Source organism: Halomonas ramblicola (assembly GCF_030409215.1).
Classification (GTDB): domain Bacteria; phylum Pseudomonadota; class Gammaproteobacteria; order Pseudomonadales; family Halomonadaceae; genus Halomonas; species Halomonas ramblicola.
This window is the reverse complement of record NZ_JAUFPL010000002.1, coordinates 1-17,537: the sequence shown is the minus strand read 5'-3', so window position 1 is coordinate 17,537 and position 17,537 is coordinate 1. Positions and strand designations below refer to the sequence as shown.

At 63.5% G+C, this 17,537-nt stretch carries 5 protein-coding genes and 1 pseudogene; 3 read left to right on the top strand and 3 right to left on the bottom strand.

Features of this window, described 5'->3' with window-relative positions:
* Positions 1 to 105 precede the first annotated feature (105 nt).
* From recC to recD, 3 genes are all read left to right on the top strand, one after another.
* Entirely contained in the window at positions 106 to 3,891 is a 3,786-nt protein-coding gene (gene recC, locus QWY80_RS00420; protein ID WP_290228695.1) for an exodeoxyribonuclease V subunit gamma, read from the top strand.
* A gap of 133 nt (positions 3,892 to 4,024) precedes the next feature.
* Entirely contained in the window at positions 4,025 to 7,831 is a 3,807-nt protein-coding gene (recB, locus tag QWY80_RS00415; protein WP_290228694.1) for an exodeoxyribonuclease V subunit beta, read from the top strand.
* A complete protein-coding gene (gene recD, locus QWY80_RS00410) occupies positions 7,828 to 10,119 on the top strand; it encodes an exodeoxyribonuclease V subunit alpha (protein ID WP_290228693.1) in 2,292 nt (763 codons plus the stop codon). The genes recB and recD overlap by 4 nt, the downstream gene beginning before the upstream one ends.
* Positions 10,120 to 10,438: 319 nt before the next feature.
* Here recD and QWY80_RS00405 read toward each other — a convergent pair whose 3' ends face one another.
* From QWY80_RS00405 to QWY80_RS00395, 3 genes and pseudogenes are all read right to left on the bottom strand, one after another.
* On the bottom strand, positions 10,439 to 11,731 hold the full coding sequence (locus QWY80_RS00405) for a hemolysin family protein (RefSeq protein ID WP_290228692.1): 1,293 nt from the start codon (positions 11,729 to 11,731) through the stop codon (positions 10,439 to 10,441).
* 300 nt (positions 11,732 to 12,031) lie between these two features.
* Positions 12,032 to 12,961 (bottom strand): annotated as a pseudogene (locus tag QWY80_RS00400) (IS5 family transposase).
* A gap of 358 nt (positions 12,962 to 13,319) precedes the next feature.
* Complete coding sequence (locus tag QWY80_RS00395) at positions 13,320 to 16,931, bottom strand: YobI family P-loop NTPase (RefSeq protein ID WP_290228691.1); 3,612 nt, start codon at positions 16,929 to 16,931, stop codon at positions 13,320 to 13,322.
* Between the last annotated feature and the right edge of the window lie 606 nt (positions 16,932 to 17,537).

The following is a 17,537-nucleotide window of genomic DNA, read 5'->3' as shown; positions in this document are numbered from 1 at the left end:
ACCGCTTGCTCCTCCCGCCGCTGCGTAAAACCGCCCACATCTAAGCCCTGCAAAACGGCATTTATGGCACCATGGTCCCCAGACGGACCATGCGAAGGAACCGCCATGCCTCCTAGTCCCCTGGCGAGCCAGGCACTGCAACCCGGCTTTATGGTGATCCACGGCAATCGCCTGGAGGCCCTGCGCGGCCTGGCGGTGGAGTGGATGACCCGCCATCCGCTCGGCCCCCTGGAGAACGAGACGATCCTGGTGCAGAGCAACGGCATTGGCCAGTGGCTGAAGCTCGCCCTGGCCGAGGATCCCGCCCAGGGCGGCGCGGGCATCGCCGCGGCGCTCGACGTCACCCTGCCGGCGCGCTTCCTGTGGCAGGCCTACCGGGCGGTGCTGGAGCATGTCGAGGGCGACGTTGATGCGGTGCCGGCCACCTCGCCCTTCGACAAGTCGCGGCTGGTGTGGCGGCTGCTGCGCCTGCTACCGGGGCTGCTCGATCAGCCGGCCTTCGCCCCCCTGGCGCGCTTCTTGGAAGACGACGCCGACCTGCGCAAGCACCACCAGCTCGCCGAACGCCTCGCCGACCTCTTCGACCAGTACCAGGTCTATCGCGCCGACTGGCTGGACGCCTGGGCGGCGGGCGAGGACGTGCTGATCTCCGCCCGCGGCGAGGCCCGGCCGCTGGACGAGGCCCAGCGCTGGCAGCCCGCCCTATGGCGTGCCATCTGCCACGATGTGGCGGAACAGCGGCGGGTGCCATGCGCCGACATGGACGCCGCCCAGGGCGCGGCCGGCATCGACTCCAGCCGCGCCCGGGTGCATCGGCGCTTCCTCGAGGCCGCCGAGTCGCTCACGCTGGAGAATCGGCCCCGTGATCTGCCGCGCCGGGTGGTGGTGTTCGGCATCTCCTCGCTGCCCAGCCAGGCCCTGGAGGCGCTGGCCGCCATCGCCCGGGTCAGCCAGGTGCTGCTCTGCGTGCACAACCCCTGCGAGCACTACTGGGCCGATATCATCGAGCACAAGGAGCTGCTCCGGGCCGAACGCCGGCGCCAGCGGCGCAAGCAAGGCATGCCCGAGCGCCTCGACGTGCTGGGCGATGGCGACGGCGAGGAGGCCCTGCACCTCCATGCCCAGCCGCTGCTGGCCGCCTGGGGCAAGCAGGGCCGCGACTACCTGCGCCTGCTCGACGAGCACGACGACGCCGACGCCTACGAGGGGCTGTTCCGGGCGGAGGCGCTGCGCATCGACCTCTTCGAGCCCTGCGTGCCCGACGCCTCGCCGGGCCTGCTGCTGCAGCAGTTGCAGGACGACATCCGCGCCCTGCGCCCGCTGGCCGAGACCCGCGACACTTGGCCGGCGGTGGACCCGACCCGCGACGACTCCATCGTCTTCCACGTCGCCCACGGCCCCCAGCGCGAGGTGGAGATCCTCCACGACCAGCTGCTCGACGCCTTCGCCGCCGACCCCGAGCTGCGCCCGCGAGACATCATCGTCATGGTGCCGGACATCGACCACTACGCCCCGCATATCCAGGCCGTCTTCGGTCAATACGAGCGCGGGCAGCACTCTGGCGACGACCCGCGCTACATCCCCTTCACCCTCTCCGACCAGGCCGACCGCCACCGCCAGCCGCTGCTGGTGGCCCTGGAGAAGCTCGTGCGCCTGCCGGAGCTGCGCTTCGCGGTGAGCGACCTGCTCGACCTGCTGGAGGTGCCGGCGCTGCGCGCCCGTTTCGGCCTCGCCGAAGAGGACCTGCCGACGCTGGCCCGCTGGATCGAGGGCGCCGGCATCCGCTGGGGGCTCGACGCCCGCCAGCGCGGCAGCCTCGACCTGCCCGAGGGCCTCACCCAGAACACCTGGGCCTTCGGCCTGCGCCGGCTGCTGCTCGGCTACGCGGTGGGCAACAGTGGCGGTGCCTGGCAGGGCATCGAGCCCTTCGACGATATCGGCGGCCTGGAGGCGGGCCTGGCCGGCCCATTGGCGCAGCTGCTGGAGACCCTCGAGGCCCAGTGGCAACGGCTGCGCGAGCCGCATGACGTGGAGGGCTGGGTGGTGGTACTGCGCGAGCTGCTGGAGGCCTGCTTCAGTGCAGAGGATGCCGCCGACAGCCTGATGCTGGCGCGCCTCGAGCAGGGCCTGCAGGAGTTCCAGGAGAGCGCCCGGGAGGCCGGCCTGACCCGCGACCTTCCGCTCTCGGTGGTGCGCGAGCACTGGCTGGCGCAGATCGACGAGCACAGCCTCTCCCAGCGCTTCCTGGCCGGGGCGGTCAACTTCGCCACCCTGATGCCGATGCGCGCCATTCCCTTCCGGCGGGTCTGCCTGCTGGGCATGAACGACGGCGACTACCCGCGCCACCAGCCGCCGCTGGACATCGACCTGATGCACGGCGACTACCGCCCCGGCGACCGCTCGCGCCGCGAGGACGACCGCTACCTCTTCCTCGAGGCGCTGCTCTCGGCGCGCCGCCAGCTCTATGTCAGCTGGGTGGGGCGCAGCATCGTCGACAACGCCGAGAAGCCGCCCTCGGTGCTGGTCGGCCAGTTGCGCGACCATCTGGCCGCCGGCTGGCATACCGTGGATGGCGACGTTCAGGACGGAAAGCTGCTCGCGGCGCTGACCACCGAGCACCCGCTGCAGCCATTCAGCCGCGCCTACTTCCCCACGCCGGCGGAACAGGCCGCCCGGGGCGTCGCCGCCAAGCGCCTGTTCACCTACGCCCATGAGTGGCGGGACGTGCATCCAACGGGGGCAGAAGAAGGACTCGAACGCCTTCAAAGCGTCACGAGCGAAGACGAGACAAGGCAAAGCCCGCCGAAAACGCGGAGTTTACAAGACGTAAATGAGCAGTTTGAGAAGGGCTTTAACGCCGTATCGTCGAGCGCAGTAGCTTTGAAAGACTTCGAGCAGGAGAACCCGCTCACCCTGGCCCAGCTCGGCGGCTTCCTGCGCGACCCGGCCAAGGCCTTCTTCACTACCCGGCTCAAGGTCTTCCTCGAGCGCGAGGACGTCACCAGCCTCGACCACGAGCCCTTCACCCTCGACGGCCTGACCCACTGGCAGCTGCAGGACGCCCTGATCCAGGCCCAGCGCCTCGCCATCGACGAAGGCCGCCCCCGCGAACAGGCGCTCCACGACACCCTGATGCGCCTGGAGGGCCAGGGCGTGCTGGCCATGGGCGCCTTCGCCAGCCGCATGCGCGAGAGCCTCGCCGAGCCCATGGAGGCGCTATTCGAGGCCTATCGTCAGGCGCTCGACGCCTGGCCCCAGCCGGTGGAGGAGCCCGAGCCGGTGCGTCTCGAGCTGCCCACCCGCAACGCCCCGCCGCTGGAGGACTGGCTGGACCAGCTGCGCGTGGACGACGCAGGCCGGCGCTGCCGCCTGCTGCTGCTCAGCAGCAGCCTGATCAGCCAGGGCCGCGGCCGGGGCCAGTACCGCTGGGCCCAGCTGGTGCGCCCCTGGGTCGCCCACCTGGCCGGCAACCTCGAGGCCCCGCTGACCACCGAACTGCTCTCCAAGGCCGGCCAGGTCACCCTGCCGCCGCTGGAGGCCGACACCGCCCGGCAGCGCCTCGGCGAGCTGATCGGCGCCTGGCAGGCCGGCATGCGCGAGCCACTGCCACTGGCCGTCGAGGCCGCCTTCGCCTGGCTCGGCAAGGTCGACCGGCACGACGGCTCGATCGCCAGCAATGGCCCTGACAGCGATGCCTGGCAGGCCGCCCGCAAGGCCTACGAGGGCGACGGCTACCAGAATCCCGGCGAGGTCGGCCGCAACCCCTACCTGGCCCACCGCTGGCCCGACTTCGCCTCCCTGATGGCCGCCGCGCCGGCCGATGGGTTGGACTTTCCCACCCTGACCGAGCGGCTGCTGGCCCCGCTCTATCTAGCGGTGAAGGGAGATTGATGCGGCTCGACCCGGCGAGAAACGGTGAGTCGTCGGCCGGCATTGTGGTAGGAGGGAGACTCTGTCTCGCGACTGGAGGCCGAAGGCCTCCCGGTTAACAACAGGATGCGATGGACCTGAACAGAGAGGGGAAATGAGCACCAGGCAACCCAGAGATACCGCCCAGCCAGTCGAGTTGAATCCCCTCGACTTCCCGCTCCACGGCAGCCGCCTGATCGAGGCCAGCGCCGGCACCGGCAAGACCTTCACCATCGCCCTGCTCTACGTGCGCCTGGTGCTCGGCGCCCGTCACGCCGAGGACGAGACGGCCTTCGCGCGCCCGCTGACCCCGCCGGAGATCCTGGTGATGACCTTCACCAATGCCGCCACCCAGGAGCTGCGCGAGCGCATCCGCGCCCGGCTGGTCGAGGCCGCCGAGGTCTTCCTCGAAGCCCCTGCCCCCGACCCGCTGCTCCTCGCCCTGCGCGACCAGTACGACCCGGCCGGCTGGCCCGCCTGCGCCCGCCGCCTGCAGCTGGCCGCCGAGTGGATGGACGAGGCCGCCGTCTCCACCATCCACAGCTGGTGCTACCGCATGCTGCGCGAGCACGCCTTCGACAGCGGCAGCCTCTTCTCCCTGGAGCTGGAGACCGACCAGGGCGAACTCGAGCAGGAGGTGGTGCGCGACTACTGGCGCAGCTTCTACTACCCCCTCGACACCGAGGCGCTGGCCGAGATCACCCAGTACTGGGAGGCCCCCACCGAGGGCCGACGCTCCCTCTACGCCGCCGTACGCAAGCTGCTGCCCGAAAGCGACGCGCTTAGCCACAGCGCCCCGCCCCCCGACGAGACCCTGGCCGCCGCCCGGGCCGAGCGCGACGCCCGCCTCAATGAGCTCAAGGCGCCCTGGAAGCAGTGGGTCGAGGAGCTGGCGCAACTCTTCGATGAAGGACAACAGGCCAAGGCCTTCAATGCCGGCAAGATGCGCAAGGATCATCGGGGCAACTGGCTGCAGAAGATCCGCGACTGGGCAGACAGTGACCAGCTGTGGCCCGAACTCGACAAGAAGGCTGCCGCCTGGAAGCGCCTGACGCCAGACGGCATCGCCGAGATCTGGAAGGGAGCACCGCCGGCTCACCCGGCCTTCGAGGCATTCGAAGCCCTTCCCGAGGCACTGAACGCCCTGCCCGAACCCCGCGCCGACCTGCTGATCCACGCCGTGCAGTGGTGCCGGGCGCGCCTGGAACGCGAGCAGGAGCGCCGCGCCGAGATGGGCCCCAACGACCTGCTCACCCATCTCGACCGGGCGCTGGCCGGGGCACACTCAGACCCTGGCGCCGAGGCCCTGGCGCTGCGGATTCGCCAGCAGTTCCCGGTGGCGCTGGTCGACGAGTTCCAGGACACCGACCCGGTGCAGTACCGCATCTTCGACCGGGTCTACCGCCTGGCCGACAACGCCCGCGAGACCGGTGTCTTCCTGATTGGCGACCCCAAGCAGGCGATCTACGCCTTCCGCGGCGCCGATATCTACACCTACCTGCAGGCGCGCCGCGACACGGCGGGCCGCCACGTCACCCTGGGCACCAACTACCGCTCCAGCGCGTCCATGGTCGCCGCGGTGAACCGCTGCTTCGCCTTCGCCGAGGCCCACCCGCCCGGGGCCTTCCTGTTCAAGCAGGACGACGGCGGCAATCCGGTGCCCTTCACGCCAGTCAAGGCGAAAGGCCGGAAGGATGCCCTGGTCGTCGACGGCCAACCCCAGCCGGCCATGACCCTGTGGCAACTGGAGGCCGACGAGGCCCTCTCCAAGACCGCCTATATGGGCGAGATGGCCGAGCGCTGCGCTTCACAGATGGTCGCCCTGCTGGAGCGGGGCCGGCACGGCGCGGCGGGCTTCAGCGATGGCGAGACCCTGCAGGCACTGGCGCCTTCGGATATGGCGGTGCTGGTCAACGGCCTGGGCGAGGCCCGCGAGATCCGCCGCGCCCTGGCCCGGCGCGGGGTGAAGAGCGTCTACCTCTCCGACAAGGACAAGGTGTTCGCCTCGCCCATGGCCGTCGAGCTCGATGCCTGGCTGCGTGCCTGCGCCGACCCCGAGGACGAACGCCTGCTGCGCGCGGCCCTGGCCACCCCCAGCCTGGGGCTCGACCTGGCCGCCCTCGACCACCTCCAGCAGGACGAGCTGGCCTGGGAGGCGCGAGTGCTGCAGTTCCGCGACTACCACCGCCTATGGCAACGCCAGGGCGTGCTGCCGCTGGTGCGCCGGCTGATGAGCGACTTCGAGGTGCCCGGCCGGCTGCTGGCCGCCGGCCCCGCCAGCGAGGGCGAGCGGTACCTCACCGACCTGCTGCATCTCGGCGAACTGCTGCAGCACGCCAGCCAGGAGCTCGACGGCGAGCATGCGCTGATCCGCTTCCTTGCCGAGGCCATCGCCGCCCCCGACGACCAGGGCGAGGCCCACAAGCTGCGCCTGGAGAGCGACGCCGACCTGGTGCAGGTGATCACCATCCACAAGTCCAAGGGGCTGGAGTACCCGCTGGTGTTCCTGCCGTTCATCGGCAACCACCGCCCCACCAAGGCCGACGACTCGCCGCTGCGCTGGCACGACGCCGAGGGACGGCTGCGCCTGAGCCTCACCGCCGACGAGGAAACCCTGGCCATCGCCGACCGCGAACGCCTGGGCGAGGACCTGCGCAAGCTCTATGTGGCGCTGACCCGCGCCCGCCACGCCACCTGGCTGGGCATCGCCCCGCTCAAGGGGCTGGAAGCCGGCGCCCTGGGCCAGCTGCTGAGCAACGGCGAACCGATGGCCCCGGAGGCGCTCGGCGAGGCCCTGGTCGCCCTCCAAGGCAACGAGCCCGCCATCGCCATCCAGCCGGCGCCCCCCGCCACCGCCGAGCTCTTCACCCCGACGGACGCGACCGAGGCACTGGGCGAGGCCCGGATCCCCGCCCGCCCGGCGCGGGAGCAGTGGTGGATCGCCAGCTACTCGGCGCTGCGCACCAGCGGCGCCATCCTCGAGCCCCAGCCCCTGGAGGCTCAGGCACCGCCAGGCGCCCCGGCGAGCACTCACTCACCCACGAGCACTCGGGAGACAGTCCTCCTCGAGCCCACCACCCCGCTGGAGGCCACCGCCTTCGAGGTGATGGACGAGCCCCGCGACGCCGCCACCCCGCCCCAGACCCACAGCCTGCACCGGTTTCCGCGCGGCCCGGGGCCCGGCACCTTTCTCCACGGCCTGCTGGAATGGGCCGGCCAGCACGGCTTCGCCCGCGCCGGCGAGGACGCCGCCCTGCGCGAGGACATGCTGGCCCGCCGCACCCAGTTGCGCGGCTGGACCGCCTGGCTCGAGTCGCTGAACGGCTGGCTGGGCGGGCTGCTGGCAACCCCGCTGCCGCTGCCCGACGCCGGGGCGATGTGCCTCGGCGAGCTCGGCGTCTACCAGGTGGAGATGGAGTTCTGGTTCGCCGCGCACCGCGTCTCGACCCGGGCGCTGGACGCCCCGGTGAGCGCTTACACGCTCGCCGGCGCCGCGCGGCCGGCGCTCGATACCGACACCCTCAACGGCATGCTCAAGGGCTTCATCGACCTGGTCTTCGAGCATCGAGGGCGCTACTACGTGCTCGACTGGAAGTCCAACCACCTGGGGCCGGACGACGACGCCTACACCCCGGCGGCCATGCGCGACGCCATGGCCGAGAAGCGCTACGACCTGCAGGCCGCCCTCTACCTGCTGGCGCTGCACCGGCTGCTCAAGGCGCGCCTGCCGGACTACGACTACGACCGCCATATCGGCGGCTCGCTGACCGTCTTCCTGCGCGGGGTCGGCCCCGCCACGGCCACCGAGGGCCGCGGCGTCCACGCCGAACGCCCGCCGCGGGCGCTGATCGAGACGCTGGACGCGCTCTTCCAGGGCCAGGCACCGACGGCGACCACTCTCTCCACGGAGGCGCCGGCATGAAGGACCTGTTCGATGATCTTCCCGAGGCCCATCCCGCCCTGGGGGACACGGCGGCGCTGCTCGCCCTGCTCGAGCGCTGGGTGGCACGCGGCTGGCTGCGTGCCCTGGACCGCGCCCTGGCGGTCTTCCTGCACCGCGAGGTCCCCGATGCTCCGGCGCCGCTGCTACTCGCCGCGGCCCTGGCCAGCCACCAGCTGGGCCGTGGCCATGTCTGCCTCGACCTGGCCGCGACCCTGGACACCCCCGACCTGGCCCTCTCGCTGCCGCCGGAGGGCGACGACCTCAGCGACCCGCCGCCGCTGCCCAGTGAGGTGCTCGGCGGCCTGACCCTGGACGCCTGGCAGGAAGCGCTCGCTCACCCCGACCTGGTCGCCGACGGCGCACAGGGCGCCCCCGACCACACCCCGCTGGTGCGCGACACCACCGCGCCTGGTCATCAACATCAAGGCCCCCGCCTCTACCTGCGCCGCTACTGGCAGTACGAGCAGGATATCCGCACCCGCATCGCCGCCCGCCTAGGCAGAAGCGACGACTCCTGTAGGAGGGCAATTCATTGCGCGATTGGCGCCGACAGGCGCCCCGACGACGCCACCGACACCGCCACCCTCTCCCAGGCCCTCGATGCCCTCTTCCCCACCACGGCCACCCTCGACTGGCAGAAAACCGCCTGCGCCCTGGCCGCCCGCTCGCCCTTCGCGGTGATCACCGGCGGCCCCGGCACCGGCAAGACCACCACCGTGGTCAAGCTGCTCGCCCTGCTCCAGGCTCTGGCGCTGGGAGGCTCTGACCGACGCCCCTCGGACCAGCCCAGCCCGCGCCCGCTGCGCATCCGCCTGGCCGCCCCCACCGGCAAGGCCGCCGCCCGCCTCAACGACTCCATCGCCGGGCAGGTCAAGGGCCTCTCGCTGGTGGAGCTGGCCGGCGCCGTGGGCCAACAGGGTGTGGATATCTCGATCCTGCGCGAGGCCATCCCCACCGAGGTGACTACCCTGCATCGGCTGCTCGGCTCACGCCCGGATACCCGCCACTTCCGCCACCACGCCGGCAATCCATTGGCGCTGGACGTGCTGGTGATCGACGAAGCCTCGATGGTGGATATCGAGATGATGGCGGCGGTGCTCACCGCCCTGCCCTCCCGCGCCCGCCTGGTGCTGCTCGGCGACAAGGACCAGCTCGCCTCGGTGGAGGCCGGCGCGGTGCTCGGCGACCTCTGCCAGCGCGCCGAAGGCGGCCACTACACGCCCCAGACCGCCGACTGGCTGGAGGCCGCTACCGGCACGCCGCTGCCCGCGCCGTACCGTGACGCGCAGGGCCAGCCACTGGACCAGGCCATCGCCATGCTGCGGGTGAGCCACCGCTTCGATGCCGCCAGTGGCATCGGCCGACTCGCCGAGGCGGTCAATCGTCCGCTGGATGCTGGCCATACGGCCAAGGAGAAACGCCGCGCCGTGCGCCAAGTGTTCGAACACACGCCGGGCTACGCCGACCTGGCCCGGTTGCGCCTGGCCGATGCCGACGACCCGGCGCTGGACAGACTGGTGGTGGAGGGTAACCCGGCCGGCTTCGTCGACAACGGCCAGGGCCGCGCCGACCGGCGCGGCGACCCTATCGCCCCGCCGCTGGGCTATCGCCACTACCTGGAGGTGCTGCGCACCCGGCGCCCTGATGAGCCGAGCTTCGGCGAAGGCGAGGACCGCCAGCCCTTCGACGACTGGGCCCGCGCCGTGCTCGAGGCCCACAGCCGGTTCCAGCTGCTCTGCGCGCTCCGCAAGGGCCCCTGGGGCATCGAAGGCCTCAACCCGCGCATCGGCCGCGCCCTGCGCCGTGCCGGCTGGCTCCAGGCCAGCGACCTGGAGCTGGACCAGGGCTGGTTCGAAGGCCGCCCGGTACTGGTCACCCGCAACGACTACGGCCTGGGGCTGATGAACGGCGATATCGGCATCACCCTGGCGCTGCCCGACGCCCGCCAGTTCGGCCGCACACTGCTGCGCGTCGCCTTCCCCTCCAGCGACGGCAGCGGCAGGATCAAGTGGGTGCTGCCCAGCCGCCTGCAGTCGGTGGAGACCGTCTTCGCCATGACGGTGCACAAGTCCCAAGGCTCGGAATTCACCCACACCGCCCTGCTACTCCCCGACGCCCCCAACCCCATCCTCACCCGGGAGCTGGTCTACACCGGCATCACCCGCGCCCGCGACTGGCTCACCGTGGTGGAAACCGGCCGAGGGATGCTGGATGAGGCGGTGACGAGGGAAGTGATGCGAGTGAGCGGGTTGGGGAGGTTGCAGTAGAACCAGCAGCTCCCCTCAGGCAGATGACAACTCACGGTCAGGAGCGGACTTATCGTCGGCAGGCACATTTTAACTGGTTTCGACTACTTGCCCTGACTGAGTGCTTCCACGCTACCAAAAGAAACCTTGGTTTTCTTTACGCCATGGTCTCACATTGGTCCTATGCCAGCATCGGATGCCGGCATGGGAAGCAAAGGATGGAGAGGTGTCCGACAAGGCTCCACGATGGCACCTGACTGGCGCTCCTGGAACAGAGCGGTAGGCCGTCCGACAGCATTCACCCCATCACAGCCATGATGGTGGCCATCTGGGCGGTCAATTACTCAGCGCTTTTCTCGAGCGCGGATATTCTCCGGATGAGCAGCTTGTCGATCCGACGCCCGTCCATATCGATGACCTCGATCCGCCAGTCGCCGACGGTGACATGCTGGCCCACCTGCGGCAGTTCTCCCGCTTGGTGGAGCACGAGGCCGGCCACGGTCTCGTAACCAGATTCTTTCTCCAGCGTGAGACCGATGTGATCGGCGAACTCGTCGACAGGCATCCACCCGGCGACAAGCAGCGAGCCGTCCGCGCGTTCGACCAGCTTGGGCTCGTCCGTCTCCGCGTCATCGAACCCCCCGGTGATCGCACCGAGGATATCCATGGGGGTGATAATACCCTCGAAATGGCCGTACTCGTCATAGACGAGCAGCATCTGCGCGGGAGCCGTCTTGAGCTGCTCGATTACCTGCATTGCCGGCAGGGCATCGTGGACCACCGGGGCGGGTCGTGCGAGTGACCTGGGGTCAAAGCCTTCCTCTTCTACCTGCAGGAGGTCATGACTCTGCAGGATGCCGACAATGTCGTCCTGACCGCCATCACGCAGAGGTAGACGTGACCGGCCAGAGGCACGCAGTCGGGCGAGGATCTCGGCACGGGTTTCGCCGACGCCGGCAAGCTCGACCTCGTGCCGCGGGGTCATCAAGCCGCGCGCGTGGCGGTCGGCGATGCGCATGACGCCGGTGATCATCCGGGTTTCGCCCTTCTCGAGGGTGCCGGCGCCCTCCGCCTCGACGATGATCATCCGGATCTCCTCGTCGCTGACGGTGGATTCCCGCTTGCCCGAGTGTCGGAGCAACCTGAGGACGAGCTTTCCCGACCAGACCAGAAGCCAGACGAGCGGCAGGGCGGCGCGGGAAAGCAGATGCATCGCCGGCGCCACACGAGAAGCCACGGTCTCAGGGTTGGCCAACGCGATCTGCTTGGGAACGAGCTCACCGATGATCAGTGAGAGGTAGGTGATCACAACCACGACGATACCTACGCCCAGCGGATCGGCAAGCCGTACCGGGACCCCAAGGTCCGGCAGTACGCCGGCAAGCCGAGCACCCAGCGTCGCCCCGGAGAAGGCACCGGAGAGCACTCCGACCAAGGTGATGCCGATCTGAACCGTTGAGAGAAACCGCCCCGGGTCCTCAGAGAGGGCGAGGGCGATCCTGGCGCCACGGGAGCCATCCGCGGCCCGCGTCTTGAGGCGCGTCGAGCGAGAAGAGACGATCGCCAGCTCCGACATGGCAAGCAGGCCGTTCAGTACGATCAAGGACAGAACGATGAGGATCTCGAGGAGCATAGGAGTCTGTCGGGGCGGCCTGCGCTATAAGGGTGGGAAAGCACTATCTGAGCATGGCAGACAACCTGGGCATCGCCATCGGTACCTCTTCTTGATCGGTTGCCATCCCTGGGATGGCAACCGTGATACGACAAGGAGATGTAGGAAAACCTACCTTTCCTTTAGGAACCGCTGATCAATTCGTCTCTGAGCGGCTGAAGCGCTCAGGGCGGCACATTCACCGCGTCAGCGGTCACTTTCTGACCACCGAAGGCGGCCTGTTTACCCTGGCAGCCGGCTTAACCGGCTGCCAGGCCAGATTCAAGGCGTACTGGCCCCGTCAACTCGCCCCTTGCATGGTGTCGCCAGCACCAGATTGGCCAGCCCGAACAGGCTGAATAGCTGCGCTTGATTCTTGGCCAGCCCCTTGTAGCGCACCTTCCGGTAACCGAAGAGGTGCTTGAGGACATGAAACGGATGCTCAACCTTGGCGCGGATGCTGGCCTTGGCCTTCTCGAATGCCAGCAGCAGCGTTTTCATGGGGCTGTCTTCCCTCTTCTTGATGGTGCCGCGTTTGGCGGCGACACAGTACCGGGAGTCCGGGGCGTCCTTTTCCTCGTCCAGGTACTTCCCCATGCCGGGGTAACCCGCGTCGCCATATACCCGCTTGTCATCATCACGGACCAAGGCACCTGCCCTGGTGACATCGGCGACGTTGGCCGAGGTGGCGGCAACACTGTGAGTCAGTCCGGTGACCGCATCAACGCCGATATGGGCCTTCATACCGAAAAACCATTGGTTGCCCTTCTGGGTCGGCTTCATCTCCGGATCGCGTTGCTTGGCCTGGTCCTTGGTGGAGGGCGCGGCCGCCACGATGGTCGCGTCGACGATGGTGCCCTCGCGCATGAACAGGCCCTGCTCGGCCAGACTGGCGTTGATCTCCTCGAAGATCCGCTGGGTCAGCGCATGCTTCTCCAGCAGATGACGGAAGCGAAGCAGCGTGGTGGCGTCCGGCACGCACTCGATGGCCAGATCGATACCGATGAAGTCGCGCATGGCCTGGCTGTCGTAGATGGCATCTTCCAGCGCTTCGTCGGCGAGCGCATACCATTGCTGAAGGAAGTAGACGCGCAGCATGCGCTCCAGGCCGATCGGCGGACGGCCCCGCTTGCCTGCCGCTTTGGGGAAGTAGGACGGCGACAGCGCCTCGATCAGCCGCTGCTATGGCACCAGCGCCTCCATCTGGGCCAGGAAACGCTCGCGGCGGGTGACCTTCTTCTTGTTCTGGTGCTCGACTTAGGCGAACGAGATCTGCTTCATAGGGTGGCTCTGATCAGACGGTGGCAGGAGGGTCGAATTCTACCCCTCCGATGGCTGCCAGGAAGCTGCGTCGGGATTTATGCAGCGCTTCCTTTACGTAGAAAGATTTACGCAATTTCTTTACGCAAAGCCGCCCCTGCAGGACCTCCTGAATGGGTGGTCACGGTGCGTAAAGAAAACGACCATATTGCATACAGCCGCTACCGGCCAGAAGCAGTCGTTCAGTGTGTAGCGCTCCAGGCACAGTACCGCTGACGCCGGGACAGTCTGGAGCTATTTTAGCCACTTATCAGCTCCTATAAAGATTCACTCTTATTTCGTTATTTAAGAAGCCACCGTCACTCCATGACGAGATAACATTTCTTTCATCAAGCCAACTGACCAAATCCCGATTATCGGGGTTGTTCTCCAGCCTCGGCGTTTTATAACCAGTCTTAATTTCGGAAAATGGCGGCTGTAGATCAGCTAAAACATGACGTACTTCGTCATCATCCATAAGACAATGATATTTGTTAAAGAGCGATATTTGCGTCGCTATAGGCATGGAATTAATCACAAGAGATTGTGCAACACTCCCATTAGGAATGGATATGATGGTGTCGGATTTATCAATAATCGAACCAATAAGTGCCGCTCGTCCGGGAAGATCAACGAGTTCTTCCAGGTCCATCAGTTCGACTATTTTTAGCTTGCGCAAATTATTAATTTCAGTTCGTAAAAGCTCCTCTCGGAACCCATCGTCTATCGCAAAATTTTCTGGATCCGCCAGATATTTATCGACGTTATTCGCGACGAATAATAACTGTAAATCCATGTTGTCAGCGAGTGCATCGAGGTTCTCCTGAGTGAAGTTTATTTTTCCTTCATTTATCAGGATTCGAAGCTTGGGTGGCTCGAGTCCTTCGGGTATTTTTTTGAACGGCTTAGGCAGCGCGTGAGCAAATTCTCTGTAAGCGGTATCAGACAACGAGCCCGCATTGATGAGGAACTGACGCAGTTTCAGTGAATCCGAGTCAGATGGTATAGGATGTCGTAGGATAGCCGCGCGGACAACATCTCGATCAAGATATTCTACCAGGCAATCTGCATCGAACCCGTCAGCCCCCATGAAAGCGAGACAGTTTCCCCAAGCTGGCTCGATCACATTTGTCTTAAACAACATTGAGTGCAATTTCTCGGGCACATCTTCTAAGTTCGGTAGTCGAGTCATCTGTCGTTCAAGAAACTCTCGCAGGCTATCTTGACCTAATGCATCTTGGCAAACCACGGAAAGAATAGCGTGAGCATCCTCCTTTGTATTCCCTTGAAGCTCCAAAAGGATATCATGTAGGTAGCGGTCGAAATCGCGTCCTATCCGCTTCATCAAGGTTGTGTTATTCATCGAACGTATGGTTGTGAAGTTCCTCTCACGTAGTGGCTCAATATCACTTTCTCCCAAAATCACTTGGTAGATGTACTCCAAGTTCGGAATCGTGAGTTCAAAAAGCCCCTCCTCGAACATAAATCTTACAACTTCAGAGTGTTCTTTTATCGCAGCAAGATCTTTGACTTCAAAGTCAAGACAAGCAACACGCTCCGGTTCTAGCTCCGGTGAGCCCACCAGAATTTCAGGAAGATTAGCCGCTACAAATTCCGGCAACTCGTCAAACTCCCGCGCAAGCTCTCTGAGCGAGGTTTGAGGTAGATTAGAGACCAGTTGGGTGGCGTGGGAAATATTGTTAGGGCTGGCAATGGCAGCTGGGACTAGACCTTTCCAAGCTTTAACTAGTCCTGAAAGAAGTCCTACAACATTTTGGCCGCTTGTGTAATAGGCATCGAAGAACTCCTCGCAGCTATCAAATTCGGACGAGAGAAACTCGAAAAGCTTCTTCGTTTGGTCGAGGTAACTGCTCCGATCACTCAGTAGACTATCGACAATCTTAACATTCAAGACATATCTTTGCCGAAAATCTTCATCTCGCATCGCTGCGATGACCTCTTTAGGATTGTCGATCGGAAAACCTGGCTCTGGAGTAACGAATGCCCGTATCTGGATCAGAAACTTATTGTCATTAGGCGATAAGCGGCCTGAGTGAAAGAGTGAAGTGTATTGGTAATAGGTATCGTCAAGATGGCCTTCCAAAATAAGAAAACGGGCAAGCTCTCCGTTTTCCCCAAAGTTCTCGAAAAGACCCTGCACCCGGTCAGCGTTCAGACGCAACAGCTCGTTGAGCTTAGTCGTACGAAGAGCTGCGATCTTTGGCCTGATGTCGCGTATTTGGCGCAAGCTCTTGTTCTTATTATCAGTCGCCTTACTTTCGATCTCCTCCTTGCGTTGTTGGTAGGACTTCTGAGAATCCACCTCGCTTTGCAACTTAGGGACATTGACCTGTTGTTGTTGATTCTGATTGTATCGACAGAATATACGGGGAGCCTCTATAAGTTGTTCAAACGCATCGTGGCTGACCAGCTGTGGAAGGGGGATCCATTGTGACCCGTCAATACGAACGCTGTTAACATTCGCTGGAAGCTTCTCAATCAGAGCCATCGCGTAGATTTGCCGCAACTCTCTCAGGTCAGAAGGCGTCTGTCGCTCGGAGACTTCAATCCGCCTTTCGAGTTCTGCGATCTCGCTCTTATACGTGGCCTCACCAGACACGATTAGATCATCTAGGCAGTTTAATATTTCAGCGAAAGCACCCTCGCCGCGGTGCAGTAACTCAAAATCTCTTGGGTAAACGTTCTTATAGATCAGGATTGCGAGGAGCTTGTTGGAGTCGCGAAGATTCTCTTCATCAGTTTCCAAATTAGCCACATAAATGGCGTATTCATTAAAGATATTCTGAATCAACCTCAGGTCGTTCAGGTATCGTGAAACCTCTCTCAGAAACTGCCGATCAAGGCGCCCATTGAGCTCAAGTCTCCTACCCTGTTCCAATACCATGTCGATCGAGTTCGATGTGTTGATGATCGGTATGACAGGAATAATAAATTCAAAGAACTTGGTGCGATCGGTGTTGACAAACATGTCGTCGCGCAGGGCGTAGAGGAATTTGATGGTGCGTTTCACGCCTGCGTTATTGTTAATGAGGCTATTAATTTCACGCAGAGTGACGAAAATTTCGGGGTCGTTAAACCGATCTATATCCTCAATGATTACGAGATCGTACCGGGTTGATTGGAAAAAATAGACTATTTCGTCTAGGTGACGGTTCAATATGGACGCCTGGTCATCATGTGCAGGCTTTATCTCAACGTCCTTCAATGAGATGCTCTTGAGTGAAAGACCGAAGCTCGCGATATAAAAGTGATGCAGTGTCACCCAGAGGAATGTTGCCGCAAGCACGAAGCTCCCTAGGTTGAGCAAATTGTTGAGCGCGAGCGGAACGAAAAAGGAACCGCTGATGATTTCTTCTCGCTGATGAAACACGTACCAAAGCGCGAGAATTCCAAACATTATGTAAAGAGACGTCAAAAACGACCAAACACCGGGCGACTGAATTCTTTTGAACCGCGATAGCGGAAGCTTGTTTGCGTCAGCACCATATAGCATCTGCTGTAGGATGCTTCTTTCAATCTCTTGACGACTCGCTTCCTCGCCCTCTGTATCGGCCTCGGGAACGAACGCAGCGAGAGAAATATGAAGCGCATGCCGCCGATAATTCTTCAAAAATGATTGGATGATGCTGCTCTTTCCCGACCCATAGGGACCCGTTAGGGCAATGTTGTAGACCTTCGCATTTCTCATCGCAAACAGGATCGCTTCGGAATATACCCCAGCCCTGTCGGCCTCATCAGTTGGAGCGAGGTCCACGAACTTCGGTTGCATGGCGGCGGAGCGGTCTTTGCTTTCCAGCCAAGACACGATGCTATTGAGTCTATTGGAAAGCCAGCGTTTTAATGAGGTAATGGTCTTTATCATACGGTTTTTAACTAACCTTCAAGAAACGAAAATGCACGAAAAGCTGTCTTAAATCAGCCCACTTTTACCTGGACTCTCTTGCTTATTTGAATTATATGTTTGGATGCGTAAGTCAGATTGAACCCAAGTTTACATATTGAAACACTCAGCTCGCTAATACCTTTGACTGTCCAATCACGATTTCTAATCGATAGCGAACCTGTCCCGCTCCCTTCTAACGTCCGCTTGGGGTCGATATCGGCCAATCGCAAGCTCCCTGCTCTGCTCATATATAGGTTTTCCGATCTGTGGGCACGCTACCGCAATGGTAAATAGGTGTACGTCCCCGAATACCCCCGATTACCCCAACGGGCACGTTTTGATGGCGTTTGTTATGTGTTAACAAAATCACATCAGAAACTCCAAGGCCGTGCGCCTGTAATAACCAACACCTCACCAATTTCATTTTGATGGGCGTAGCTAATCAACTCATCTAAAGTTGAAAACTCTACAGCCACATCAGCACCCCCAGTGTCAGGATGAGTGTCGTGTCCTCTGGTACCCTGTTCTTAAAACCCAGGGGGCGATAGGAGCTGCTCATGCCTCGCTACTCCGAGGAACGCCGAC

Coding starts and splice junctions, on each gene's coding strand:
- QWY80_RS00405 (WP_290228692.1), bottom strand. CDS start 11,731: ATGCTCCTCGAGATCCTCATCGTTCTGTCCTTGATCGTACTGAACGGC.
- recD (WP_290228693.1), top strand. CDS start 7,828: ATGAAGGACCTGTTCGATGATCTTCCCGAGGCCCATCCCGCCCTGGGG.
- QWY80_RS00395 (WP_290228691.1), bottom strand. CDS start 16,931: ATGATAAAGACCATTACCTCATTAAAACGCTGGCTTTCCAATAGACTC.
- recC (WP_290228695.1), top strand. CDS start 106: ATGCCTCCTAGTCCCCTGGCGAGCCAGGCACTGCAACCCGGCTTTATG.
- recB (WP_290228694.1), top strand. CDS start 4,025: ATGAGCACCAGGCAACCCAGAGATACCGCCCAGCCAGTCGAGTTGAAT.